Annotated in this window: 21 protein-coding genes; 11 read left to right on the forward strand and 10 right to left on the reverse strand. The window is 61.5% G+C overall.

Annotated elements, in window-relative coordinates:
- Window positions 1–7 precede the first annotated feature (7 nt).
- From BMZ70_RS20270 to BMZ70_RS20300, 7 genes are read left to right on the forward strand one after another with little or no spacing between them, the layout of a single operon-like run.
- Window positions 8–1,729: a fumarate reductase/succinate dehydrogenase flavoprotein subunit gene (locus tag BMZ70_RS20270; protein ID WP_092278796.1), complete on the forward strand. Its 1,722-nt coding sequence runs from the start codon at window positions 8–10 to the stop codon at window positions 1,727–1,729.
- A gap of 11 nt (window positions 1,730–1,740) precedes the next feature.
- Window positions 1,741–1,974: a 4Fe-4S dicluster domain-containing protein gene (locus BMZ70_RS20275; RefSeq protein WP_092278798.1), complete on the forward strand. Its 234-nt coding sequence runs from the start codon at window positions 1,741–1,743 to the stop codon at window positions 1,972–1,974.
- Between the two features lie 14 nt (window positions 1,975–1,988).
- Window positions 1,989–3,407 carry an ABC transporter substrate-binding protein gene (locus BMZ70_RS20280; RefSeq protein WP_092278800.1) on the forward strand — a complete coding sequence of 473 codons (1,419 nt, stop codon included), beginning with the start codon at window positions 1,989–1,991 and terminating at the stop codon, window positions 3,405–3,407.
- 13 nt (window positions 3,408–3,420) lie between these two features.
- Window positions 3,421–4,221, forward strand: coding sequence for an ABC transporter permease (locus tag BMZ70_RS20285; RefSeq protein ID WP_092278802.1), 801 nt, complete (start codon window positions 3,421–3,423; stop codon window positions 4,219–4,221).
- Entirely contained in the window at window positions 4,218–5,066 is an 849-nt protein-coding gene (locus BMZ70_RS20290; RefSeq protein WP_092278804.1) for an ABC transporter ATP-binding protein, read from the forward strand. Before BMZ70_RS20285 ends, BMZ70_RS20290 begins: the two co-directional genes overlap by 4 nt.
- A 7-nt stretch (window positions 5,067–5,073) precedes the next feature.
- On the forward strand, window positions 5,074–6,066 hold the full coding sequence (locus BMZ70_RS20295) for a HEAT repeat domain-containing protein (RefSeq protein WP_092278806.1): 993 nt from the start codon (window positions 5,074–5,076) through the stop codon (window positions 6,064–6,066).
- Window positions 6,063–6,362 (forward strand): gamma-butyrobetaine hydroxylase-like domain-containing protein, encoded by a 300-nt coding sequence (locus BMZ70_RS20300; RefSeq protein ID WP_092278808.1) that lies wholly within the window; start codon window positions 6,063–6,065, stop codon window positions 6,360–6,362. The genes BMZ70_RS20295 and BMZ70_RS20300 overlap by 4 nt, the downstream gene beginning before the upstream one ends.
- Here the strand turns inward: BMZ70_RS20300 and BMZ70_RS20305 are convergent.
- From BMZ70_RS20305 to BMZ70_RS20315, 3 genes are read right to left on the reverse strand one after another with little or no spacing between them, the layout of a single operon-like run.
- Complete coding sequence (locus BMZ70_RS20305; RefSeq protein ID WP_092278809.1) at window positions 6,359–6,949, reverse strand: PqiC family protein; 591 nt, start codon at window positions 6,947–6,949, stop codon at window positions 6,359–6,361. The two genes, BMZ70_RS20300 and BMZ70_RS20305, sit on opposite strands and share 4 nt — an antisense overlap.
- The gene (locus BMZ70_RS20310) at window positions 6,946–8,580 is read right to left on the reverse strand and encodes a PqiB family protein (RefSeq protein WP_092278811.1); all 1,635 of its coding nucleotides are present in this window, start codon (window positions 8,578–8,580) and stop codon (window positions 6,946–6,948) included. The genes BMZ70_RS20305 and BMZ70_RS20310 overlap by 4 nt, the downstream gene beginning before the upstream one ends.
- Window positions 8,573–9,817 carry a paraquat-inducible protein A gene (locus tag BMZ70_RS20315; protein WP_229205518.1) on the reverse strand — a complete coding sequence of 415 codons (1,245 nt, stop codon included), beginning with the start codon at window positions 9,815–9,817 and terminating at the stop codon, window positions 8,573–8,575. Before BMZ70_RS20315 ends, BMZ70_RS20310 begins: the two co-directional genes overlap by 8 nt.
- Window positions 9,818–9,899: 82 nt before the next feature.
- Between BMZ70_RS20315 and BMZ70_RS20320 the strand changes: the two genes are divergently transcribed.
- On the forward strand, window positions 9,900–10,622 hold the full coding sequence (locus tag BMZ70_RS20320; RefSeq protein WP_130301093.1) for a substrate-binding periplasmic protein: 723 nt from the start codon (window positions 9,900–9,902) through the stop codon (window positions 10,620–10,622).
- On the opposite strand, the gene BMZ70_RS20325 is transcribed toward BMZ70_RS20320, so the two are convergent.
- The 3 genes from BMZ70_RS20325 to BMZ70_RS20335 are packed head-to-tail and all read right to left on the reverse strand — an operon-like array spanning window position 10,609 to window position 13,506.
- Complete coding sequence (locus tag BMZ70_RS20325) at window positions 10,609–11,058, reverse strand: thioesterase family protein (protein WP_092278815.1); 450 nt, start codon at window positions 11,056–11,058, stop codon at window positions 10,609–10,611. The genes BMZ70_RS20320 and BMZ70_RS20325 overlap by 14 nt on opposite strands.
- Before the next feature lies 1 nt (window position 11,059).
- On the reverse strand, window positions 11,060–12,286 hold the full coding sequence (locus BMZ70_RS20330) for a M20/M25/M40 family metallo-hydrolase (RefSeq protein WP_373922529.1): 1,227 nt from the start codon (window positions 12,284–12,286) through the stop codon (window positions 11,060–11,062).
- An 11-nt stretch (window positions 12,287–12,297) separates the two neighbouring features.
- Window positions 12,298–13,506: a urate hydroxylase PuuD gene (locus BMZ70_RS20335; protein ID WP_092278819.1), complete on the reverse strand. Its 1,209-nt coding sequence runs from the start codon at window positions 13,504–13,506 to the stop codon at window positions 12,298–12,300.
- Window positions 13,507–13,624: 118 nt separating this feature from the next.
- Here BMZ70_RS20335 and BMZ70_RS20340 point away from each other — a divergent pair, with 118 nt between their 5' ends.
- Window positions 13,625–14,563 (forward strand): LysR substrate-binding domain-containing protein, encoded by a 939-nt coding sequence (locus BMZ70_RS20340; RefSeq protein WP_092278821.1) that lies wholly within the window; start codon window positions 13,625–13,627, stop codon window positions 14,561–14,563.
- A 72-nt stretch (window positions 14,564–14,635) separates the two neighbouring features.
- Window positions 14,636–16,387: an allantoate amidohydrolase gene (locus BMZ70_RS20345; protein WP_092279547.1), complete on the forward strand. Its 1,752-nt coding sequence runs from the start codon at window positions 14,636–14,638 to the stop codon at window positions 16,385–16,387.
- Here the strand turns inward: BMZ70_RS20345 and BMZ70_RS20350 are convergent, their stop codons facing one another.
- On the reverse strand, window positions 16,388–17,737 hold the full coding sequence (locus BMZ70_RS20350) for a tetratricopeptide repeat protein (protein WP_092278823.1): 1,350 nt from the start codon (window positions 17,735–17,737) through the stop codon (window positions 16,388–16,390). It lies immediately after the preceding gene.
- Window positions 17,738–18,439: 702 nt separating this feature from the next.
- On the opposite strand from BMZ70_RS20350, the gene BMZ70_RS20355 reads away from it, so the two are divergent.
- Window positions 18,440–19,141 (forward strand): DUF5343 domain-containing protein, encoded by a 702-nt coding sequence (locus tag BMZ70_RS20355; RefSeq protein WP_092278825.1) that lies wholly within the window; start codon window positions 18,440–18,442, stop codon window positions 19,139–19,141.
- A 666-nt stretch (window positions 19,142–19,807) separates the two neighbouring features.
- On the opposite strand, the gene BMZ70_RS20360 is transcribed toward BMZ70_RS20355, so the two are convergent.
- From BMZ70_RS20360 to hydA, 3 genes are all read right to left on the reverse strand, one after another.
- A complete protein-coding gene (locus BMZ70_RS20360) occupies window positions 19,808–21,478 on the reverse strand; it encodes a putative bifunctional diguanylate cyclase/phosphodiesterase (RefSeq protein WP_092278827.1) in 1,671 nt (556 codons plus the stop codon).
- A gap of 71 nt (window positions 21,479–21,549) precedes the next feature.
- Window positions 21,550–22,776, reverse strand: a complete 1,227-nt coding sequence (locus BMZ70_RS20365) for a Zn-dependent hydrolase (protein ID WP_092278829.1) — start codon at window positions 22,774–22,776, stop codon at window positions 21,550–21,552.
- A gap of 10 nt (window positions 22,777–22,786) precedes the next feature.
- On the reverse strand, window positions 22,787–24,181 hold the full coding sequence (gene hydA / locus BMZ70_RS20370; RefSeq protein ID WP_092278831.1) for a dihydropyrimidinase: 1,395 nt from the start codon (window positions 24,179–24,181) through the stop codon (window positions 22,787–22,789).
- Window positions 24,182–24,184: the final 3 nt, after the last annotated feature.

The following is a 24,184-nucleotide window of genomic DNA, read 5'->3' on the forward strand; positions in this document are numbered from 1 at the left end:
AGCGCTTATGCAAACTCATATCGAGACTGTCGATGTACTGGTCATTGGCGGCGGCACTGCTGGCCCAATGGCCGCAGCAAAAGCCAAGGAAGCCAATCCCCAGCTACGCGTACTGCTGCTGGAAAAAGCCCACGTCAAGCGCAGCGGCGCGATCTCGATGGGCATGGATGGCCTGAACAACGCCATCGTGCCCGGCTTCGCCACGCCGGAGCAGTACGTGAAGGAGATCACCACCGCCAACGATGGCATCGTCAATCAAAAGACGGTGATGGCCTACGCCGAAAACAGCTACGCCATGATCGAAGAGCTGGACCGCTGGGGCGTGAAGTTTGAGAAGGACGAAACCGGCGACTACGCCATGCGCAAGGTGCACCACATGGGCACCTACGTGCTGCCTATGCCCGAAGGCCACGACATCAAGAAGGTGCTGTATCGCCGCCTGAAACGCCAGCGCGTCGAAATCACCAATCGCCTGGTGGCCACACGCCTGCTGCTGGCGGAAGATGGCAGCATCGCCGGCGCAATGGCGTTCGACTGCCGCACCAGCGACTTCCACGTGATCCGCGCCAAGACGGTGGTGCTGGCCACCGGCGCGGCGGGACGTCTCGGCCTGCCCGCTTCCGGCTACCTGTTCGGCACCTACGAAAATCCAACCAATGCCGGTGACGGCTACAGCATGGCCTATCATGCCGGCGCCGAATTATCGGGCATCGAGTGCTTCCAGATCAACCCACTGATCAAGGACTACAACGGCCCCGCATGCGCCTACGTCACCGGTCCCTTCGGCGGCTTCACCACCAATAACAAGGGCGAACGTTTCATCGAGTGCGACTACTGGAGCGGCCAGATGATGCAGGAGTTTTACAACGAGCTCCAGGGCGGCAACGGCCCGGTTTTCCTCAAGCTCGATCACCTGGCCGAGGAAACCATCAGCACCATCGAAACCATTTTGCACACCAACGAACGTCCGAGCCGTGGACGCTTCCACGCGGGACGCGGCACCGACTACCGGCATCAGATGGTGGAGATGCATATCTCGGAAATCGGATTGTGCAGCGGGCACTCGGCGTCCGGCGTGTGGGTCAATGAACGCGCCGAGACCACGGTGCCGGGACTGTACGCCGCCGGCGACCTGGCCTGCGTGCCGCACAACTACATGCTGGGCGCTTTCGTCTACGGCAAGCTGGCTGGCGAAGCCGCCGCCGAACGCTGCGCCGCCATCGAACTGCCGGCACTGGACCAAGCGCAGGTTGAAACGGAGCGTGCCCGCGTATGGGCACCTTTGAACCGGCAGGACGGCCTGCCGCCTTCGCAAGTCGAATATAAATTGCGCCGCATGGTGAACGACTACCTGCAACCGCCCAAGGTCACGCGCAAGATGGAAATCGGCTTGAGCCGCTTTGAAGCGATCCGCAGCGACCTTGATCGCCTGTCGGCCAGCAATCCGCACGAATTGATGCGGGCGATGGAAGTGCACTTCATCCGCGATTGCGCCGAGATGGCAGCAAGGGCTTCGCTGTACCGCACCGAAAGCCGCTGGGGCCTGTACCACAACCGCGTCGACCACCCGCAGCGCAACGACGCCGACTGGCTGTGCCACGTGCAGGTGAAGAAGACCGACGGGGCCATGCAGTGCTTCAAGCGTCCGCTGGAGCCTTACATCATCGCGCTGGACGAAAAAGAGAAACAGGCTTACCAGCACCTGCGCATCATGCGTGAAGCTGCATAAAGGAGAACCAAGTGCCCATCGCCCACACCCCCAGCAGCGTGCCGGTGCGCGTCAATGACGCGCTGTGCATCGCTGACAAAGGCTGCACCGTTTGCGTTGATGTCTGCCCGCTCGACGTGCTGGCCATCGATTTCAGCAAAGGCAAGGCCTACATGAAATTTGACGAATGCTGGTACTGCATGCCCTGCGAAAAAGACTGCCCGACCGGCGCAGTAACGGTCGATATCCCTTATCTATTACGATGAATTGGAGATTTGCTATGGCTCTGCAACACAAACTGTTAGTCCTGCTGGTAAGCACCCTGGCCTTGGGTGCCGCGCAAGCTGAAACCATCCGCGTTGCCATCGGCACGCAAGACACCACCATCAACTGCGCCACCGGCGGCTTGCTGATCCGCGAATTGAAACTGCTGGAAAAATACCTGCCGCATGACGGCAAGTACAAGGATGTGCAGTACGATATCCAATGGAAGAACTTCACTTCCGGCGCACCGCTGACCAATGAAATGGTGGCCGGTAAACTGGACCTCGGTTCGATGGCCGATTTTCCCGGCTCCTTCAACGGCGCGGCCTTCGCCAAGGCCGGCAAGAAAAGCCTGTTCATCACTGTGCTGTCGGGCAGCGTGCAAGGTAGCGGCAACGGTATCGTGGTGCCGAAAGCATCGCCGGTGCAGTCGCTGTCTGAATTGAAGGGCAAGACCATCTCGGTGCCATTCGCTTCCACCGCCCACGGCATGCTGCTGCGCGCCATCAAGGCACAAGGCTGGGAGCTGGACAAGGACATCACGGTGGTAACGCAAGCGCCGGAAGTCGCCGGCTCCGCACTGCAAGCCAACAAGATCGAGGCGCACGCCGACTTCGTGCCGTTCGCGGAACTGTTCCCGCATCGCGGCTTCGCCCGCAAGATCTTCGACGGCTCGCAAGCGCAAGCGCCCACACTGCACGGCAGTCTGGTGGACTCGGACTACGCGAAAAAATATCCGGAGATCGTCACCGCCTTCCTGCGCGCAGCGATTGAAGCGGACCGCATCATCGCCGCCGAACCGGAAAAATACAGTGAGCTGATCGCCAAGGTCACGGGTATTGAAGCGGAAGTCGATTACCTGTTCCACGGTCCGCTAGGTCTGCAAACGCGCGACTTCACGTGGAAGCCGGAATACCGCCAGGCCGTCAAGACCTCGATCGAAACGCTGCGCCTGATGAAGCGCACCGACAATGACCTCGACGTCAACGAGTTCATTGACGACAGCTACATCCGCGCCGCATTCAAGCAGGCCAACCTCGATTATGACGCCAGCCTGAAAAACTATAGCCGCCTGCCGCTGGTGGCCAAGGACGCCAGCACCGGCAAGCCTATCACCGACTTCTCGCACCTGACGCAGGTATGGGTGGCCGGCGAACCGCTGGTGCGCCATTACGCCACCGTGGAGACGGCCTTCGCCGCCGTGCGCAAGCTGGAAAAAGACGGCAAGAAGATCCGCGTAGTCTACGCTCATGACCGCAACAGCGGCTTGAAACTGTTCGCCAACGACGCCTGGTTCGTCACCGCGAAAAACGAGACCAGCGCCTTCCTGTCCAAGGCATCGGCCGATGCGTGGGCCAAGCAGCGCGGCGGCACCGCCGTCAACTACGCCGCCGCACTGGGCGTGGGCGCAGACAGTAAGCTGGCCAGCAAATAAAGGATAAACGCCCATGAGCCGATTTCACATCACATCCACCGGGGCGCTGCGCTGGAGCCTGCGGGTGGCGTCGCTGGCAGCCTGCCTGCTGGCCTGGCAGTGGGCGGCTGCGGGCCATCTCAATCTCGGCCTGGTAACGTTCCAGAACGTGCCGCCGCCAAGCGAAGTAACGCAGGCCGCGTGGGCGCTGCTGCATTCGCCCAAGCTGGGCGAGCATCTGCGCGCCAGCCTGTGGCGCGTATTCAGCGGCTTCGCGGTAGCGGCGCTGGTGGGAATTGCGCTGGGACTGGGCATCGGACGCTGGAAGCGCTGGGAAGATGTCTTGATGCCGCCACTGGAAATGCTGCGCCCTATTCCCGCCGTGGCTTGGATACCGCTGGCGATCCTGATGTTCCCTTCGTCGGAAATGTCGATGATCTTCATCACCTTCACCGGCGCGCTGTTCCCGATTTTGCTGAACACCGTGCACGGCGTGGAACAGATCGATCCGCGCCTGATCGCCTCGGCGCGCAGCCTGGGTGGCGGCCCGTGGGCGGTGTTTGCGGAGGTGGTGCTGCCGGGTGCTGCGCCCAGCATCGTCACCGGGCTGTCGATCGGCATGGGCACGGCGTGGTTCTGCCTTGTGACGGCGGAGATGATCTCGGGCCAGTTCGGCATTGGCTACTACACGTGGGCTTCGTACACCATCCAGAACTATGCCGACATCGTGGTCGGCATGCTGGTAATCGGCGCGCTGGGCATGGGTAGCAGCGTACTGGTAAAGCGCGGCGGCCAGGCGCTGATGCCGTGGCATCAACAGGAGGAGAAGGCATGAGAGACGTGAACCAGGCATTGGGCCGCATCGCCATCGAGCAGCTATCGTTGCGCGTCGGTGCCGGCGCGCAGGCGTTTGAGGCGGTGCAGGATGTGTCGTTGACGGTGGCGCCGGGCGAATTCGTTTGCCTGCTGGGGCCATCCGGCTGCGGCAAGTCGACGCTGCTGGGCGCACTGGCAGGCCACCTGAAGCCCAGCAAGGGCGGCATCTCGGTGGACGGCATCGCGGTCAACGAGCCGAACGCGGAGCGCGGGCTGGTGTTCCAGCATCACACACTGTTCCCGTGGCGGCGCGTGATCGACAACGTGGCCTTCGGCCTGAAGATGCAGGGAATTGGTCGCAGCGAACGTCGCCTCCGTGCGCTGGAACTGCTGCGCATGGTGGGCTTGCAGGATTTTGCCGAGCACTATCCGGCGCAGCTGTCCGGCGGGATGAAGCAGCGGGTTGAGATCGCCCGGGTGCTGATCAACCACCCGCGTGTGATGCTGATGGATGAACCATTCGGCGCGCTCGACGCGCAAACGCGACTGATGATGCAGCAGTTGCTGTTGCAGCTGTGGGCAAAAATTCGTACCACCATCGTCTTCATCACGCACGATATCGACGAGGCGCTATTCCTGGCGGACCGCATCCTGGTGATGAGCCCACGGCCCGGCCGCATTATCGAGGAGATCAAGGTGGACTTTGCGCGTCCGCGCGATGCCACGCTGGTCACGTCCGCGCATTTCACGCAGCTGAAGCGGCGCTGCCTTGAGCTGCTGCAGCCTGCCACTACCGGGCTGCCACTGGAGCGCTTGTCGCCGTTAAGCGGGGCGCCAGCCAGTCAACTGCACTTTGCCACCTAAGGAAAGCATGAGCACTATTTTTGAAGACGACGCCGAGCTGGCAGGATTCCACCAGCGCTTGCAGCATCCGGACAGCGCGGTGCGCCGCATCGCCGTTCTCGACCTGGCCGACCGTGATGGCGACGAACATGCGCCGCTGTTTGTGGCGGCGTTGCGCGATGCCGATGCCGCCGTTCGCGCCGAAGCCGCGCGTGCGCTGGAGGCATTCGAAAGCCCCGAGGGCGTGGCAGGTCTGGTCGCACTGTTGACCGACGAAGACGACGAGGTGCGCGAGGCGGCAGCGCAAACACTCACCGAACTGAAAAATCCGGCGTCCGCCGCCGTTCTCCTGCCGCACGCCGCACACCCCGATGCCTTCGTCCGCATCGCCGTCTTGCGTGCAGTGCGCGAATTGCGTGCGGGAGGCAACTTCTCTCCCGCGCTGGCCGCGTTGAATGATAGCGACGCTGCTGTCCGGCGCGAGGCCGTCGCCGTGCTGGGCTACCTGAAACAGCCGGATGCGCTGCCGGCACTCACACGGCTGGTCAGCCACGATGCCGACGCCGAAGTCCGCCGGGCAGCAGTCGGTGCACTTGCCTACGCCGGCACCGGCGACCACACGCAGCCTGCTCTCGCCGCGCTGCTCGATGGTCTGCGCGACGCGGCGTGGCAGGTTCGCGAGGAAGCCGCCACCACGCTGGGAAAACTCGCGTTGCCGCAGCAAGGCGCGCAACAAGCCGGCGGCGCGCTGGTCATCGCGCTGGAAGACGCTTACTGGCAGGTGCGCCTGCGTGCCGTCCGCAGCTTGGGGCGACTGCGTCACGCCGCCGCGCTGGAGGCGCTGGTGGCAACACTAAGCCACAGCATCAGCAACCTGCGCAAGGAAGCCGCACTGGCGCTGGGTGAACTGGGCGACGCCGCCGCGCTGCCGGCGCTTGGCGCCGCCGCAGAAGACAGCGATCCGGAAGTCCGCAAATCGGCCCGGCTGGCGCTTTCACAAATCCAGGGTGTCCAGCGATGAGCAGCTACCCACGCGAAATCGTCAACAACCAGCAAGGGCGGGTGCTGGATATTATCTGGGCCGACGGCTCGCCCCAGCAACTGCCGCACGCTTTCCTGCGGGCGCAATGCAAATGTACGGTATGCCAGTCGAACCGCCTGCTTGCGGAAGCAATGCAAGTCGCGCCGCCAGAACATGCTGCGGACGTGCGCATCGACGATATCCGCCAGATTGGCGTCTACGGCGTGCAGCTAGTCTTCAGTGATGGCCATGAACGCGGCATCTATCCGTGGCCCTATCTGCGCGAACTGGCCTAGCACGCAGGCTTGCCGCCAGCAGCGAGGCCACGTACAGCTTTGGCGATGTCGGTGCTGATGCGGGTGATGGAGCGGCGGTGGCCGGCGACCAGTTCGTCATAGCCGGCGCCGACGGTTTCCTGCGCGACGCTGCGGCAGGTCAGCACTTGCGGGCTGCCGGCCAGGCGCACGCTCCATACGGCGTCGATCAACGCGTATTGACCCGGCGCTGATTCGAAGCGCTGCACGTTGGTGCTGATGCGGTAGACCGGCGCCTTTTCCGGCGTCGGCGTACGGAATACGTCGATGGTGCCCAGCTCCCCCGATATCGCCAGCGACAGGGCCTGGCCGATTTCCGCCGATGGCGGCGCCACCCAGCGCTCCTGTTCCAGCAGGTCGACGCGGCCGGCGCCGGTGGTCACCACCAGCTGGTTGCGCGCGACTTGCTGCGGCACGCTGACTGCCGGCAGTTCGATGTAGTAGGCCGGCGCGGCCTGCGTGGTGCGCGGCATGCCCATTCCGGAACTGAGGCTGTAGAAATGCTCCGGCGGTGCGCTCGCGCAGCCAGCCAACCACACCGCTACGGCGGACAAGATCACACGCATCATTTCTGCTCTCCTTTTTGCTTGCCACGTATGAGCGATTCAGGATGCCGCTCAAGATAATCCGACAGCGCGTTCAGCGACTGCAAGGTTTGCGTCAGCTGCTGCAAGGCCTCGCGCAGGTCCGACTGCACCGGCGAATCCTTTTGCAGCAGCAGGTTGGCTTCGTTGAAGGTCTTGCGCGCTTCTGCCAGGGTGCCGGTCATCTCCGGCACCACCTGCCCATCCAGCTTTTTGATCAACACATCGACACTCTTCAAGGTATCGCGCAGGTTCTTGCCGATATCCTCGAACGGCACCTTATCCAGTTTGCGCGCGATGCTGGCGATCTGCGTCTGCAATTCATCAAGACTGTTCGGCACCGTCGGCACCTCGGGCACGTCCGCCGTCATGTCCACCTTGGCCGGCGCCGCGTTGGGGAAGAAATCCAGCGCAACGTACAACTGGCCGGTCAACAGGTTACCGGTCCGCAGTTGTCCACGGAAACCGCGCGCCACCAACCGCTCCAGCAACTGCGGCCCCGCATTGCGCTCCTGATCGCTGGCGATGCTCTGCGCGAAACTGCGTCCCAAGCGCGCCGGATACATGTCCACCGTCACCGGCATGCGGAAGCTTTTCTTCACCGGATCGAACTCCACACCGACCGAGCGCACCTCGCCCATCACGATGCCACGAAAGTCCACCGGCGCCCCCGGCGACAGGCCGCGCAGCGACTGGTCGAAATACAGCACCGTGGTAATCGGAACGCCATCCGGCTCGCGCATTGCGCTGTCGCGGTCCGCGCCAAGCAGGAATTCGCTACCGGCCGGCGCTACGTTGGCCGGCCTCTGTCCGCTCATCGACTCGAACGCGAGGCCGCCCACCAGCATCGCCGCCAGCGATTGCGTATTGACCTTGAAGCCGCTGGAGTCCAGCCGCACATCGACGCCGCTGGCATGCCACCAGCGCGTGTTCTTGCCCACGTACTGGTCATATGGCGCGCCGACGAACACCGACATTTTCACGCCGCGTCCCTTCTCTTCCAGATCGAAGCCAGTCACCTGCCCTACCTGAATTCGGCGATAGAAAACCGGCGAGCCGACATCGATGGAGCCCAGTGTTTCGCCATGCAGCGTGTAGGTGGTGCCCTTCTCATCGCGCGCCACTTGCGGCGGCTTTTCCAGCCCGGTGAACTGGGTATTGGTTTCTTCCGACTTGCCAGCGTCAACGCCAATGTAGGCGCCAGACAGCAGCGTGTTCAAACCTGAAACACCGCTGGCGCCGATGCGCGGCCTGACCACCCAGAAGCGCGTATCGGCCGCAGTGAAGCGCTTGGCCTCCTTGCTCATGTCGATGGTGACCAGCACTTTGGACAAATCGCGCGCCAGCGAAATCGAACGCACCAGGCCTATATCCACGTCCTTGTATTTGACCTTGGTCTTGCCCGGCTCCAGCCCATCCGCGCTGCGGAAGCTGACGATCACCGTCGGCCCCTGGTCCAGCACCGACTTGACCACCAGCGTCAGGCCGATCAGCGCCGCCAGCAAGGGAATCAGCCACACCAGCGAAGGCAGCCAGCGGCTCGCCTTTTCCACATTCGGTTCCGGCAGCGGTGGCGGTGGCGGTAGCGACGCTTGGCCGCTCTCGTTTTCAGACATGCTTCTCTCCATTCGACTCAACAGGATCCCAGATCAAACGGGGATCGAACTGCATCGCGGCGATCATGGTCAGCACCACCACCGCGCAAAACGCCATCGCGCCGGGACCGGCGGTAATCACCGCCAGCGACTGGAAGCGCACCAGCGCGACCGTCAGCGTAATCACGAAAATATCAAGCATCGACCAGCGGCCGACAAACTCCACGATCCGATACAACGCCGTGCGCTGCATGGGCTGCCAGCGCGAACGGCGCTGCGCGGTCCACGCCAGCAAGGCCAGCGCCGCCAGCTTCAGCACCGGCACCACGATGCTGGCGATGAAGATAATGGCCGCCAGTGCCGGCGAACCGCTGGTCCAGAAGTAGACCACGCCGCTGATGATGGTGTCGTCCTCTTTGCCGAACAGCGAATGGGTATACATCACCGGCAGCAGGTTGGCGGGAATGTAAAGGATGGTCGCCGCCAGCAGGAAGGCCCAGGTGCGGCCCACGCTGTCCGGATGGCGGCGATGCAGCCTGGCGCCGCAGCGCGCGCAATGCCGGTGCCGCGCCGCCTCCACCAGTCCGCAGCTGTGGCAAGCCAGCAGCGGCGCATTCTCATCGCGAATGACCTGCTGCGCCGGACGGCGCGGCCCCGGCAAATGCTCGCCGATATTCCACAACATCTTCGGATCAAAGGACACCACGATGGCCAGCATCAGCGTCAGCGCGCCAAACGCGAACAGGCCGGGCTGCACCACCACCTGGGCCAGGCTGGTCATCTTCACGATCGTAATCAGGATGCCGATCATTAGCACTTCCGTCATGCCCCAGCGCCGCGCCATGCCGACCGCGCGCAACAGGTGATCGAAACCCGGCGGCCGCTGCCCACTGCGCAGCGACAGCGTCACGTACAGCAAAGCACCCAGTTCCACCGCCGGCAGCAGGATGGTGAACAGAAACACCACTGCCGCCACCAGTTGCATCTGCTCCATCCACAACACACGGATCGCGCCCAGCAGCGTGGCGCTGCTGTTGTAGCCGCCCACTTCCAGTTCGACGATGGGGAAAAACTGCGCAATCAAAAAGGTGAACACCGCGCCCAGCGTGATGGCCGCCATGCGGCTGGCGTCTGAATGGATGCCGCGATACAGGACCGAGCGGCAACGCACGCACCGCGCCTTCTCGCGCGGGCGTACCGGGCGGCGTCGGTGCAGCACGCCGCAGTCGTGGCAACTGATCAAATCGTATCGATGCACGGGCGGAACCATGTTGTAGTCCAACCGGCATCATACGTCATTCCGGTGCTACCATAAGGTCAATTCGCCAAGGAGACAGCCAGTGCCCGTTCGCCCCAGCCACGCCCTCGCCGCGTTGTTCATCTGCTGCACCGCGCAGGCGCAAGGCCCGGACACGCTGATCTTCGGCACCACCCACGAACGTGCCTCCTCCGCTTACGGCTACGCCGCCGAATACCTGCAGAATTTGTGCGTCGAGATCCATCAGCGCTGCCAGTTGCAAAGCCTGCCCGGCAGACGCGGCGCGGCCATGCTGGCCGATGGCAGCATCGTCGGCGAACTGGGAAGGGTGAAGGAGTATAAGGAGCTTCACCCGGAATATCAGCGCGTGGAAGAACCCTTCATCATCCTGCGCACCTATATGTTCACGCGCGCCAACCGGCCGGAGATCAATAGCTGGGAGGAAGTGGAGAGCAAGCTGCTTACCGTCAGCTACCAGCGCGGCGTCTACTACTATCAAAAAAGATTGGAAGCGCTGAAGCCAGCGGTAAAGCCGCATGACGTGCAAACGGTGGCGGCCTGTCTGCAAATGGTGCTGAACGGGCGCGATCAGGCTTGCGTGTTCGACGACGGCGCCCTCGGCCCGGAAGCAAGGGCGCTGCTGCCGCAAGGCCGTCTGGGCAAACCGCTCAACGAACTGTCGCTGCACATCTACCTCGGCAAGGACTATGCTGTCATGGCGCCAGCCATCAGCGAGGCAGTCAGGCGCCTGAACGCGCAAGGCTTGAGAGCCCGGCTACACAAGAAGTACTTTATTTCGCCTTGACGCTGGACGGCAGCTCCACGAAGTCCTCGGTCTTTTCCAGCAGCTGCCACGTTGCCATCAACGTCGGCGGCGGCGCGATCAGCTTGCGGGCACCGAGATCCAGCCAGCCGCCGGTGCTGTTCACGCGCGCGGCCAGCTTGCCGTCGGGGCGAATGATGTCGGAACGCAGGATCCAGCGACTGCCGTCTTCCGCCAACCCAGCCAGCGACAGCGTCACAGTGATCTCTTCCAGCAGCAGCACTTCCTTGACGTAGCCGATTTCGTCCTTCATCACCACCGGGCCGATATTCAGGCGCATGAATTCACTCATCGGAAAGCCATGCTCCGACAGGAACAGCATGCGCACATCGCCGGATTTATCGAGGAAGGCGGTATTGCGCATATGGCTGTTGAAATCCATATCGCCCCAGCCGGCCATCAGCTTTTTAGAATACATCTCACGCTCCAAGGAAGTCGAATAAGGTGCATGCTACCACCTTCGTCGCCTTGCGCAGATCTTCCAGATTAAGACGTTCATCGGCCTTCTTGGCGTTGGACTCGGGCACGGTGCGCGGGCCGGCGCCGTACAGCACCGCCGGAATCCCGTGTTCGCCGTACAGGCGCGCGTCCGCATACAGCGGCGTGCCTTGCGCCGGGATTTTTTCGCCGATGAAGGTTTCGGCATTCTGCTGGATGCTGGCCACCAGCTTTTCCGTGCCCGGACGTTCGCGCAGCGCATGCGACAGCAGCAGGCGCTTGATTTCCAGCGTGATGCCCGGCACGCCCTGCACCGCGTCGGCGATCAGCGCGCGCACTTGCGCTTCCACTTCCACCGGATCTTCTTCCGGAATCATGCGGCGGTCCATCTTCAGCGTGACTTTACCCGGCACCACGTTGGTGTTGGTGCCGCCGTCGATGCGGCCCACCAGCATGGTCGGCGAGTCGATGCCGGCGATTTTCGATTTGATCTTCTTCAGCTCCGGCAACTGGCCATAGATGGCGTTGAGGATGCGGGTCGCGGCCTGCAATGCATCGTGCCCCGTTTCCGGCATCGCGCCGTGTCCGGACTTGCCATGCACCGTGATCTCCAGTTGCAAGCAGGCGTTATGCGCGGTGACGATGTTGTAGCTGAATCCCGCCGCGATCACGAAATCCGGCTTGGTCAGTTTTTGTTCCAGCAGCCAGCCCGGCCCGAGCAGGCCGCCGAACTCCTCGTCATAGGTGAAGTGCAGTTCCAGCCCGCCTTTCAAAGGCACGCCCAGCGCTTCCAGCGCGCGCACCGCGAAGATGTAGGTGGCGAAGTCGCACTTCGACACCGCAGCCGCACGCCCGTAGATAAAGCCGTTATCGACCACGCCGCCGTATGGCGGATAGGTCCAGTTGTCGCCCGGCGGCACCACATCGCCGTGCGCGTTCAACGCCACGGTCGGACCGCCCGCCGCGTAAGGACGGCGCACGATCAGGTTGGTGATGCTCTCCATGCCGTAATCGCGCACGGTCTGCTCGGGCACCGTGTGCTTCTCGGCGCTCCAGCCATAAGCCTTCACCAGATCCGCCACCACCTCCGCATGCGGCGCGTTGTTGCCCGGCGGCGTATCGGTCGGCACGCGCAGCAGCTGCTGCAGCACGCCGACTTCTTCATCGAAGTGCGCGTCGATCCACTGCGCCAGTTTTTCCTTGCTCATTTCGTGTTCCCTCATTTTGCGCCGGACTCGTACCACGCAGCGATCTGCGCGCGCTCGGCGTCGGTCATATTGGTCAGGTTAGCCAGCGGCATGGCCTTGGTCTGCACTACCTGCTTGTAGATTTTTTCCGCGTTCTGGTGGATCTGGTCTGCCGTGTCGAAGGCGACGCCCAGCGGCGCGGCAGCGAAGCCGGGCTGCGTTGGGTGCGCGGCATGGCACGCCAGGCAGCGCGCATCAATCACCGCTTTCACCTTGGCGAATTCCGCCGCAGGATCGGCAGCCGCCACCACCGGCGCCGGCTTCGGCGGCGCAATCGCCACCGCCACGGCAGCCAGCAGCGCCACGCCGATCGCAGGATAACGCCATTCCACGCGGCCCTTGTGGCGCAGGTTGAAGAAGTGGCGAATGAACACGCCCGCCGCCATGATAAAGGCCAGCACCAGCCATGCATGGTCGTTCCGGTAAGTCATCGCATAGTGGTTGCTGATCATGATGAACAGCACCGGCAACGTGAAGTAGTTATTGTGCACGCTACGCTGCTTGGCCTTCTGGCCGTGTATCGGGTCCGGCATGCGGCCGGCCGACATGGCTTCCACCATCTTGCGCTGGCCGGGAATAATCAGCATCAGCACATTGCCGACCATGATGGTGCCGATCAGCGCACCGATATGGATGTAGGCTGCGCGGCCGCTCAGCACATGCGTCAGGCCATACGCGGCAGCGGTAATCAGCGCGAAAATCACGATACCGAACGCCGCATCGTGTTTGCCCAGCGGGGAGCGGCACAGCAGGTCGTACACGGTCCAGCCGACGACCAGCGTACCGATGCCGATGCCCACCGCTTGCAAACTGGTGAGGTCCGCCACCGATTTATCGATCATCATCGCTTGCGCGTTGAAGTAGTAGGCGATGGTCAGCAGCGCGATGCCGGACAGCCAGGTGGAATACGCTTCCCATTTAAACCAGTGCAGTTCCTTCGGCAGCTCGGCCGGCGCCACCAGATACTTCTGCGGATTATAGAAACCGCCGCCATGCACCGCCCACAGCTCGCCCGATACGCCCTTCTTCGCCAGCTCCGATCCCGGCGCCGGAGGACGGATCGAGTTATCCAGCCACACAAAGTAGAACGAGGCGCCTATCCATGCGATGCCGGTGATGATATGCAGCCAGCGCACAAGAAGATTGGCCCATTCAAGGCCGTACGGGATCAGGTATTCCATGTATTTTTATCAGGTCAAGGATGTGGCTAATTTACAGAAGATAAACGGATTTGATTCCTGCTACATGAACATTAGAGTATATTAGACATATTCGATCCCGTATAACGTTAGCCCGCCCATGTCCGCTTTGCCGCAACACCTGGACCTTCACCTGATCCGTATTCTCTACCTGCTGCTGGTCGAGAAAAACGTCTCCCGCGTCGCCCTCAAGCTGAATCAGCCGCAGCCCTCGATCTCCGCCTCGCTGCGCAAGCTGCGCGAGCTGACCGGCGATCCCCTGCTGGTGCGCGGCGCGCGCGGCATGGTGCCGACCCAGCATGGTGAAAGCCTGCTTGCACCAGCAAAGCGCATTCTCGACGAAACCGAGAACCTGTTCCTGAAGAAGGCACCTTTCGTGCCACAGGAAGAAGCACGCACCTTCCACGTGGCCGCGCCGGATTATCTGGACAGCCAGTTCCTGCCCAATCTGGTGGCCCTGCTGCGTCGCGGCTCGCCCAACAGCCGCATAAAAATCCACGGACTCGGGCCGGGCGTGGACTACGTGCGACTGCTGTCGGACGGCGACATGGACCTGGTCATCGCCAATTGGGACGAGCCGCCCGAACACCTGCACATGTCCAAGCTGTTCGAGGATCCCATCATCTGCGTGATGCGGGCCGACTGCCCGTACGCGCTGCGTACCGCCAGCGACAAGATGACGATGGACGACTACCTCACGCTGCCGCACGTGGCGCCGACACAGATCCTGCCCGGCTACCACGGCGTGATCGACGACTATCTCGAGCGCCAGGGCCTGCAGCGCAACGTGATGGTGGAATCGGCCTACTTCGGCCTGATCCCCAATATGCTGGCGCAGACCGACCTGGTGCTGACCACCGGCAGCCAGTTCGTGCGTCACTACGAAAAGCAGATGCCGCTGAAAACCTACGCCGTCCCGATCAAGTTCCCGGCGATGCGCTTCTACCAGTTGTGGCACGAGCGCGTGCACCAAGCGCCGGAGCACAAGTGGCTGCGCGAGCAGGTAGCGGCGGCGGCCAAGGCGCTGGCGCAGAAATAGGCGAAGGCTTATAAAGCTTAGGCCATACCGCATATATCGCGGCGTCGCCGGCACGTTATGATGGAAGCTATGATGACCACATTCTCCGACCTCAATAGCTGCGACACCGCCACCTTCATCGACCGCCTGCGCGGCATCTACGAGCACTCGCCGTGGATACCGGAGCGCGCCGCCGCCCAGCGTCCCTTCGTCAACGAGACCGCGCTGAAGCTGGCCTTGCAGTCCGTGGTCAGCACCGCCACACTGGATGAGCAACTGGGCCTGATCCGCGCCCATCCTGAACTGGCGGGCAAGGCCGCCGTGGCCGGAGAACTCACCGCCGAGTCGACCAGCGAGCAAGCCAAGTCCGGCCTGCACCTTTGCAGTGCAGAGGAATTCGCCACGCTGCACCAGCTGAATGCCGACTACAACGCCAAATTTGGCTTCCCCTTCATCCTCGCGGTGAAAGGCCCGACCGGGCAAGGACTGACGCGGCAAGTCATCATCGCCACCTTCAAGCGTCGCCTGAAAAACCAGCGCGCCGACGAAATCGCCGAATGCCTGCGCCAGATCAAGCGCATCGCCGAAATCCGCCTCAACGACCTGCTGTCGGTGCAGCTGGAATTCGGCCCGGCCATCATGCAGTGGAGCGAAGAACTGGCCGCTTGGAGCGATGACGACAGCGGCCCGCTGACCTGCGCCTACATGACGCCCGCCCATCGCCAGACCGCCGCCCAACTGCTGGACTGGATGCGCGCGGCCGGCATGGACGCACACATTGACGCCGTCGGCAACGTGGTCGGCGTCTACCGTTCCGACGCGCCGAACGCCAAAACGCTGATGACCGGTTCGCACTACGACACCGTGCGCAACGGCGGCAAGTACGACGGCCGCCTCGGCATCCTGCTGCCGATCGCGCTGGTGCGCCACCTGCACCAGCGCGGCGAAAAGCTGCCCTTCCATTTTGAGATCGTCGGCTTCGCGGAAGAAGAAGGCGTGCGCTTCAAGAGCACCTTCCTCGGCAGCACCGCCGTCACCGGCCGCTTCGACCTGTCGCTGCTGGACCAGACCGACGCCGATGGCGTGAGCATGCGCGATGCGCTGCTGGCCGCCGGCCATGACGTGACGCGTATCCCGGCGATTGCCCGCAACCCGGCCGATCTGCTGGGCTTTGTGGAAGTCCATATAGAACAAGGCCCGGTGCTGCTGGAACGCGATCTGGCGCTGGGCGTGGTGACGGCGATTGCCGGCAGCTCACGTTATCTGGTCGAACTGACCGGTCTGGCCAGCCACGCAGGCACTACGCCGATGAGCATGCGCAAGGACGCTGCCGCAGCGGCGGCGGAAATCGTGCTGCTGGTCGAGCAGCGCTGCGCGCAGGCGCCGTCGCTGGTTGGCACCGTCGGCCAGCTGCAAGTACCGGGCGGTTCGGTCAACGTGATTCCCGGCGCGTGCAAGCTGTCGCTCGACATCCGCGCTGCCGACGATGCCGTGCGCCTGGCCGCAGTGAAGGATGTACTGGACGGCATCGCCGCCATCTGCGCGCGCCGCCAGGTGGAATTCAGTTTGCAGCCCATCGTCGACGCCAAGGCCGCGCCGTGCGCGCCGCGCCTGATGCAGCAATTCGGCAACGCCATCGAACGCGCCGGCCTGCCGCGCTTCGACCTACTGTCCGGCGCCGGACACGATGCGATGGCGATGGCCGCCATTACCGATGTCGCCATGCTGTTCACGCGCTGCGGCAACGGCGGCATCAGCCACAACCCGCTGGAGACCATGACGGCTGACGATGCCGACATCGCCGCCCGCGTGCTGCTGGACTTCCTGCGCAGTTATCGCGATTGATCAGGTAGCCAGCTCACGCAACGCTGCCGCCACCTGCGCGATGACCGGCGCCCAGCCGCCATCGCGCGGCTGATGGAACAGGCGCATGGTGGGATACCACGGCGTGTCGTCGCGGTCCTTCATCCAGCGCCAGTCGCAGCGATAGTCGGGCAGCAGCAGCCAGCAAGGCTTGTCCATCGCGCCGGCCAGGTGCGCCACCGCCGTATCGACGCTGATGACGAGATGCAGATTGGCGATGACAGCGGCGGTGTCCGCGAAGTCGGCCAGCAACGGGCCGACAGGATGCAGCGCCATTCCCGCCGGCGGCAGCAAAGCCTCATCCTCGCCCGCTCCCTTTTGCAGGCTGACGAAATGCAGCCCCGCTGCGGCAAGCGGTGCGAGCGACATGAGCGATGGCAGCGAGCGGTCGGCATCGTTCTCGAAGTTGCCGTTGCCGCGCCATACAAGGCCGACGCGCAAGCCGTCCTGCGGCAACACGCCGCGCCAATGTTCGACCAGCTCCGGCTGCGCATGCAGGTACGGCACGGCCGCCGGAATCGTCGCCATCGTGGTACCGAACATTCCCGGCAAGCGCATGGGCCGCGTCCAGTAATCCCAGCCGCCGGGCAGCGCATCGCCCAGCGCGTGCACATGGTCCACGCCCGGCAGCGTGGCGAACAATCGCCGCAAGGCCGGATGACACACCACCGACACCACCGCCCCGCGCTCCTTGAGCAGTACAGCGTAGCGGCAGAAGTGAATCATGTCGCCGTGCCCCGCTTCCAGCCCAATGACAATCGACTTGCCGTCCAACGGCTCGCCCTCCCAGAACGGACAATCAAAGGACAGCGGAAACCGGTCGAATTGCCAGCGCGCTTCCAGCATGCGCCAGCCCTCTTCAAAGCGCGCCTGCCGCAGCAGCAGGTAACTGAGGTTGAACTGCGCACGCGCATGCGCCGGATCGATCGCCAGCGCACGCCGATAACAATCCTCCGCCTCCTGCTCACGATGGGTACACGCCAGCAGCACGCCAAGCTGGCTCGACGCGGACGCATCATCCTCCGCCAGCGCCAGCGCTGCACGCATGGCCGCTTCCGATTCTGCAAAACGCTTTTCCTTCAGCAGCAGCGCGCCGAGATTCTGCTGCAGCTGCGCGTGATCCGGCATCAACGCAATCGCCTGGCGATAGTGGAACTCCGCTTCCGCAGCGGCGCCCAGCTGTTCCTTCAGGTAGCCGAGATTCGCGCGCGCCGCCGCGTGCCACGGTTGCTCATCCAGCACCTGCAAATAGCACGCCTCGGCCGCCGCAAGATCGCCGGCAGCCATGTGGTGATTCCCGTCGACGTAAGCTTGCTGAGAATTCGTGTACATGATTTTTGAACAGCATTCCGGAGTCTTTTTGCCGGAATGGACATTAATTTGACAATTTAAAAGTGTCTCAATGATAGCCCAATATCACTACACACCTCATCCGCACCTCCCCTACCCAAAAAAGACATCAAAACAGCACGGAGGCGGATGCTCACCAAAATCCCGCTACTCTGCATAGCAGCAGGCTAGGCCCACAAGCAAGCCAGTCACCATAAATCCTTTCGGAATCGCAAAGACCCACATTCCTCGTCTGAGACTTACCTTACCTCCCATACTTTCAAAACCAGCATTACGGCAAGCGAACCTCAAAGAAAGCACTCTTCGCTGTGAAATTCGGATTCAAAAAATTTCGTCAAAAACGCAAATTCTGCGTCGCTCCGTTTAAACGATCCGGAAAAGCATAGAAAAAAAATGATTTTTTTGGCGATAAAAAACAAAAGAAAAAATACCATGAAATGATTTCCATAAAAAAATCCCTTATTTTTCATATGCTTACATTGAAAATTGAGAATTGAAGAACTTCATAAGTGAACATATTTCCACGATGCAAATGAATTGAGTGGTTAGCAGGTCGAATCCCACAGAGGCGCCACAGAAAATCATACTCGCGCAGAAAATTCAAAAATATGGTGCTCTGCGTATTGCAACGTCCCAACAACCCATGTATTCTATGTTCATCGTGCGCAGAGAAAAGGATTCCTAATGGCTTCTAAACCTGAAAAAACGCTGACCCCACCCATCATCTCTTTCTCTTCCTTTGTTAATTTTCTGAATCAATTGCGTGAGCATAGTCACGTTCCTACAAGGATTGATAAGACACTCATGCCCAAAGCGTCAGGCTCCCAAACCTCGGGGATGCTTGCTGCGCTAAAGTACTTGGCTCTCATTGACGATGCAGGAAAGCCCTATCAGCAATTCCATGATCTAGTCATGAAAGATGACGCTGGAAGAAAAGAAATTTTTGCAGCGATATTGAAGCGGTCGTACGATTTTTTGTTCTCAGATCTCGACTTCGACTTGGAAAAGGCGACTAGTGGTGAGATGACTGAAAAGTTCAGAAAATTGGACATCACCGGAAGCACCATTACGAAGACCGTAGCTTTTTTTCTCGCAGCGGCAAAGGAAGCGAACATTAAGGTCTCCACGCACATTAAGCCACCGACTACTCCGCGACAGTCAGTGACAAAGAGAAATGGAAGGTCTAAAGACAAAGGAGACCCGCCGCCACCTCAGGATAAGATTGATGGCGACGAAGATTCAGACACGGAGCGATTTGAAATCCCTATACCAGGAAAGTCTAGCGTCAAAGTCATTGTGCCGGCCGACTTAGATGCAGATGATTGGGCCATGCTTCAAAGTATGATTACCGTCTACATTAATAGATGGAAGAGTTTTAAAAGCTAATAGCAAAAAAAAACCAGCAGCTTGAACTCTGTGGCGGAGGCAGCTGCTGGAATTGCGAGGTACTCGTATGAGTACATTTTTCACCCATCTGCATAAGCAGACCATAAGCAGCAATGGAGTGCTGTTAAGGAGGGATCGTATATGGCAAACAACCTTATGACCTTATTAGCGATCAACTGATTTTCACCTTGGTGCGGCGATGAGGACTACCTCACCACCCACGCTTTTATATGTCTTTGACGGGACTTCTGTAGTGTAAACTATGCTAAAGCCGTGGGCAAGCCAAATGTCCTCCAACCCATTGGAGAACAATCATGCGCTTCGCAACAAGTAAGGTGAAGACCGTCTTTGTTAGGCAATATATTCGCTTCCGCTTCGGGCGGTTGGAGAATGTTTGTCAACATTGGCGCTCACTTCCAAATCAACTGAGCTTGTTCAGCTAACACATAAGCGCCATATGATTTCGTATGGCGCTTTTCCACACTCGCCCAGAATCAGATGTGGCAACACACCCTTTAACCTATTGGTGCGACCTACTCAAGGCTGAAGGACATTCGTTCTCACGCGTAAACAGGCGCCCGCTATAGCATGCCTCCGTCGCAGCGAAGTCGCGAGCGCCCATGCGGCGATTTCAATTGAGGTGAGCTTGCTGAGGAACGGTATGCGTCATGAAATAAACACCGCCAGGTGATCCTCCGGCAGCGGCTTGCTGTACAAGTAGCCCTGGTAGAAATGGCAGCCTTCATCCATGACAAACGCCAGCTGCTCCGGCGTCTCCACGCCTTCCGCCAGCACCGACATGCCGAGCGTCTTGCCAAGGGCGACGATCATGCGCACGATGGCGGCGCCGTGCCCTTCCTTCTGCGCGTCCCAGATAAAGGAGCGGTCGATCTTCAACTGCGACAGCGGCAGCCGGTGCAAATAGGACAGCGACGAATAGCCGGTGCCGAAATCGTCCACCGCAAAGCGCACACCCGTCTCGCGCAATCGCTGCATCTTGAGGACCGTGCCTTCCACATCCGTGAGCAGCAGGCTTTCGGTCACCTCCAGCCGCAGGCGCTCCGGCCGCGCGCCGGTCTGCTTGAGCACCGCCAGCACCTGGTCGGCAAAATCCGGCCGATGAAACTGCGTGGCGCTGACATTCACCGCCATCTCCAGCTTTGCCGTGCGCTCGTCGCCAGCCCAACGCGCCAGCAGGCGGCAAGCTTCCATCAGCACCCAGCAGCCAAGATGCAGGATCATATTGGTTTCTTCCGCCACCGGGATAAACTCGGCCGGCGGCACCAGGCCGCGCTGCGGATGGCGCCAGCGCACCAGCGCCTCCACGCCGGCCAGCTTGCCCTCGATCGACGCCAGCGGCTGGTAATGCAGCTCGAATTCATTGTTTGCCAGCGCACGCCGCATGTCTGATTCCAGCACCGCCCGCGCCGACACCCGCTCCTCCATCATAGGATCGAAGAAGGACACGCAATTGCGGCCTGCCGCCTTGGCCTGGTACATCGCCAGGTCCGCGCGTTTCAACACCTCATCGATGCTCACACGCTCACGCCCGAACAGCGCCACGCCGACGCTCGGCGTGCTGTAATGCTCCACACCCTCGACATCGAACGGCGCATGAAACGCCTCCAGCAGCTTGGACGCGATATCGCGCGCCACCGCCGCCGCGTCGGTACCCAGGTCTTCCAACAGCACCACGAATTCATCACCGCCGAAACGCGCCACGGTGTCGCAGCTGCGCACGGCGGCGTCCAGCCGGTCGGCTACCTGCTGCAGCAGGATATCGCCCTTGTCATGCCCGCGCGTGTCGTTGATGCTCTTGAAGTGATCAAGGTCGATGAACAGCGTCGCACCGGGACGGCCGGTACGCTGCCCCAACGCCAGCGCGTGCTCAAGACGGTCCAGCAGCAGCCGCCGGTTCGGCAGGCCGGTCAGCTTGTCGTAGAACGCCATGCGATGAATTTCCGCTTCGGTCGCCTTGCGGTCGCTGATATCGCGGAAGTAGATGGTCAAGCCTTCTTCCGATGGATAGGCGCGGATCTCGGTCCACAAATCCAGCGGCGCGTAGTGCTCCTCGAATGACACCGGCTGATTGCTTGTCACCGCCTTGTGATAGGCATGGTAGTACGGACCGTTCACCGCCTCCGGGAATACATCCCAGATGCAGCGCCCAATCACTTCCTCGCGCGCGACCTTCGTCAGGCGCTCCGCGTTGCCGTTCATGTAGCGGATTTCCCATCGGTGTCCAAGAATCAGGACCGCATCCGAGATACTTTCCAGCGTAGCGGTGAGACACGCCGCCTGCAACGCTTCGGTATGGGACTTAAGAGGTTCTTGCATGATGAAAGCGGCGGGGACGCAGCCGATAGCTGGGTATGAAGCTACCAGTATGCCCCCCGTCCGCTTTTCGGTCAAACCACCCGTGCACGCTCCAGCATGGCGTGCAGCAAGACGTTGCATCCTGCCTCAAGATGCTCTGCCTTGGCATCTTCGATTTCATTGTGGCTGATGCCATCCTTGCAGGGAACAAAGATCATCCCGGCCGGCGCAAGCCGCGCGGCGTAGATGGCATCGTGTCCCGCGCCGGACACCACATCCATTGTCGAGTATCCCAGCTTGGCGGTGGCATTGCGCACCGCGTCCACGCACTCCGGATGGAATGGACACGGCGGATAGTAGGACACGCGCTCGATCGAAATTTTCAAGCCGGTTTCGCTGCGGGTCTTGTCGATGAAGGCCAACATCTCTTCGTGCATGGTGTTGAGCAGTTCATCGTTCACGTTGCGCAGGTCGATGCTGAATTTGACCTCGCCTGGAATCACGTTGCGGCTGTTCGGGAACACCTGCACCATGCCGACCGTACCGCGTCCATAAGGCGGATAGCGGTTGGCGATGGCCACCACCTCCTGCATGATGCGGGTCGAGACTTGCAGCGCGTCTTTGCGTAACCCCATCGGCGTCGGCCCGGCGTGGGCTTCCATGCCGGTCACCACGCAGTCGTACCACGAGAGGCCCATCACGGCGGGCACCACGCCGATTACCTTGTCGGCGTCTTCCAGCACCGGGCCTTGTTCGATGTGCGTCTCGAAGTAAGCGCCGATCGGATGGTCGCCCGGCACCTGCGGGCCTTTGTAGCCGATGCGCTCCAGTTCTTCGCCTACCGACTTGCCATCGACATCGCGCGCCGCGTAAGCCGTCTCCAAAGAGAACGCGCCGCAGAAAACGCCGGAGCCCATCATCACCGGTACGAAGCGCGAGCCTTCCTCGTTGGTCCAGAACGCGACTTCGATAGGCGCTTCGGTTTTGATCTTGAGGTCATTCAGCGTGCGCACTACTTCCAGGCCGGCCAGCACGCCGTAGTTGCCGTCGAATTTACCACCGGTTGGCTGGGTGTCGATATGGCTGCCGGTCATCACCGGCGGCAGCGCGTTGTTGGTGCCGTCGCGGCGCATGAAGACGTTGCCGATCTGGTCGATCGTGATCGACAAACCAGCCTCCCTGCCCCAGCCGACCACCAGGTCACGCCCTTGTTTATCCAGATCCGTCAACGCCAGGCGCTTGACGCCGCCCTTTTCCGTCGCGCCGATCTTCGCCAGTTCCATCAGCGATGCCCACAGGCGGTCACCATTAATTTTCATGTGTAGCTCCTTAGCGCGCCGACGTAGCCTTGAACGCCGGTCGATTGATGTAGCGGCCAGCACCTTCCTGCGCCATCAGCACGCCGCGATGAAACACGACGTTACCGGCAGCCAGCGTGGTGCTCGGGATGCCGCGCACGGTGCGGCCCTCGAAGACATTGAAGCCGCCTTTGGCGAACTGGGTCAATGCGGAGATGGTGCGGGTTCCTTCCGGATCCCACACCACCAAGTCCGCATCCGCGCCCGGCGCGACCACGCCTTTGCGCGGATAAATGTTGAAGATTTGCGCCGCGTTGGCCGACGTGACCCTGACGAACTCCGACGGCGTCAGCAAACCACTATTCACGCCAGCATCCCAGATCACCGACATGCGGTCTTCCACGCCGCCGCAGCCGTTCGGGATCTTGGTGAAGTCGTCCTTGCCAGCCGCTTTCTGCCCGGCGCAGAAGGTGCAGTGGTCGGTGGCGGTGGTGTGCAGGTTCCCGCCCTGCAGCCCTTGCCACAAGGCCTTCTGGTGATGCTTGCTGCGGAACGGAGGGCTCATCACGTGCCCTGCAGCGAATTCAAGATCATCGCTTTGATACACGCTGTCGTCCACGATCAAGTGGCCAGCCAGCGCTTCGCCGTAGACGCGCTGGCCGTGCGCGCGGGCACGGGTGATGGCTTCCAGCGATTCCTCGCACGAGACGTGCACGATGTACACCGGCGTATGCAGCACGTTGGCAATCGCAATCGCGCGGTTGGCCGCTTCCGCCTCCACTTCCGGAGGTCGCGACAGCGGATGCGAGCTTGGCCCGGTCAGGCCGCGCTTGAGCAGGTCCTGCTGCAGCTGATAAACCAGTTCGCCGTTCTCCGCGTGCACGGTCGGCATCGCGCCCAGCTCCAGGCAGCGGCGGAAGCTCTTCACCAGCGTTTCATCGTCGGCCATGATGGCGTTCTTGTACGCCATGAAGTGCTTGAAACTGTTGACGCCATGATCGCGCACCAGCACCCCCATGTCGCGGTGCACGGTGTCGTCCCACCACGTAATCGCCACATGGAAGGTGTAATCGCCGGCCGATTTCCTGGCCCACTCGCGCCACTGGTGATAGGCCTCGATCAGGTTCTGCTTTGGCGATGGAATCACAAAATCGATGATGGTGGTGGTGCCACCAGCCAGCCCTGCGGCGGTGCCGGTGTAGAAATCATCCTGCGTCACCGTGCCCATGAACGGAAGGTTCATGTGCGTGTGCGGATCGATCCCGCCCGGCATCACGTACTGGCCGCCGGCGTCGATCACCTTGGCGCCGGCCGGTACGTCGAGGCTCTCGCCGACCGCGATGATCTTGTCGCCTTCGCACAGCACGTCGGCACGGAAAGCGCGATCGGCATTCACAACGGTGCCGCCACGGATGATTGTTTTCATAAG

This window comes from Duganella sp. CF402 (assembly GCF_900109645.1).
GTDB lineage: Bacteria > Pseudomonadota > Gammaproteobacteria > Burkholderiales > Burkholderiaceae_D > Rugamonas.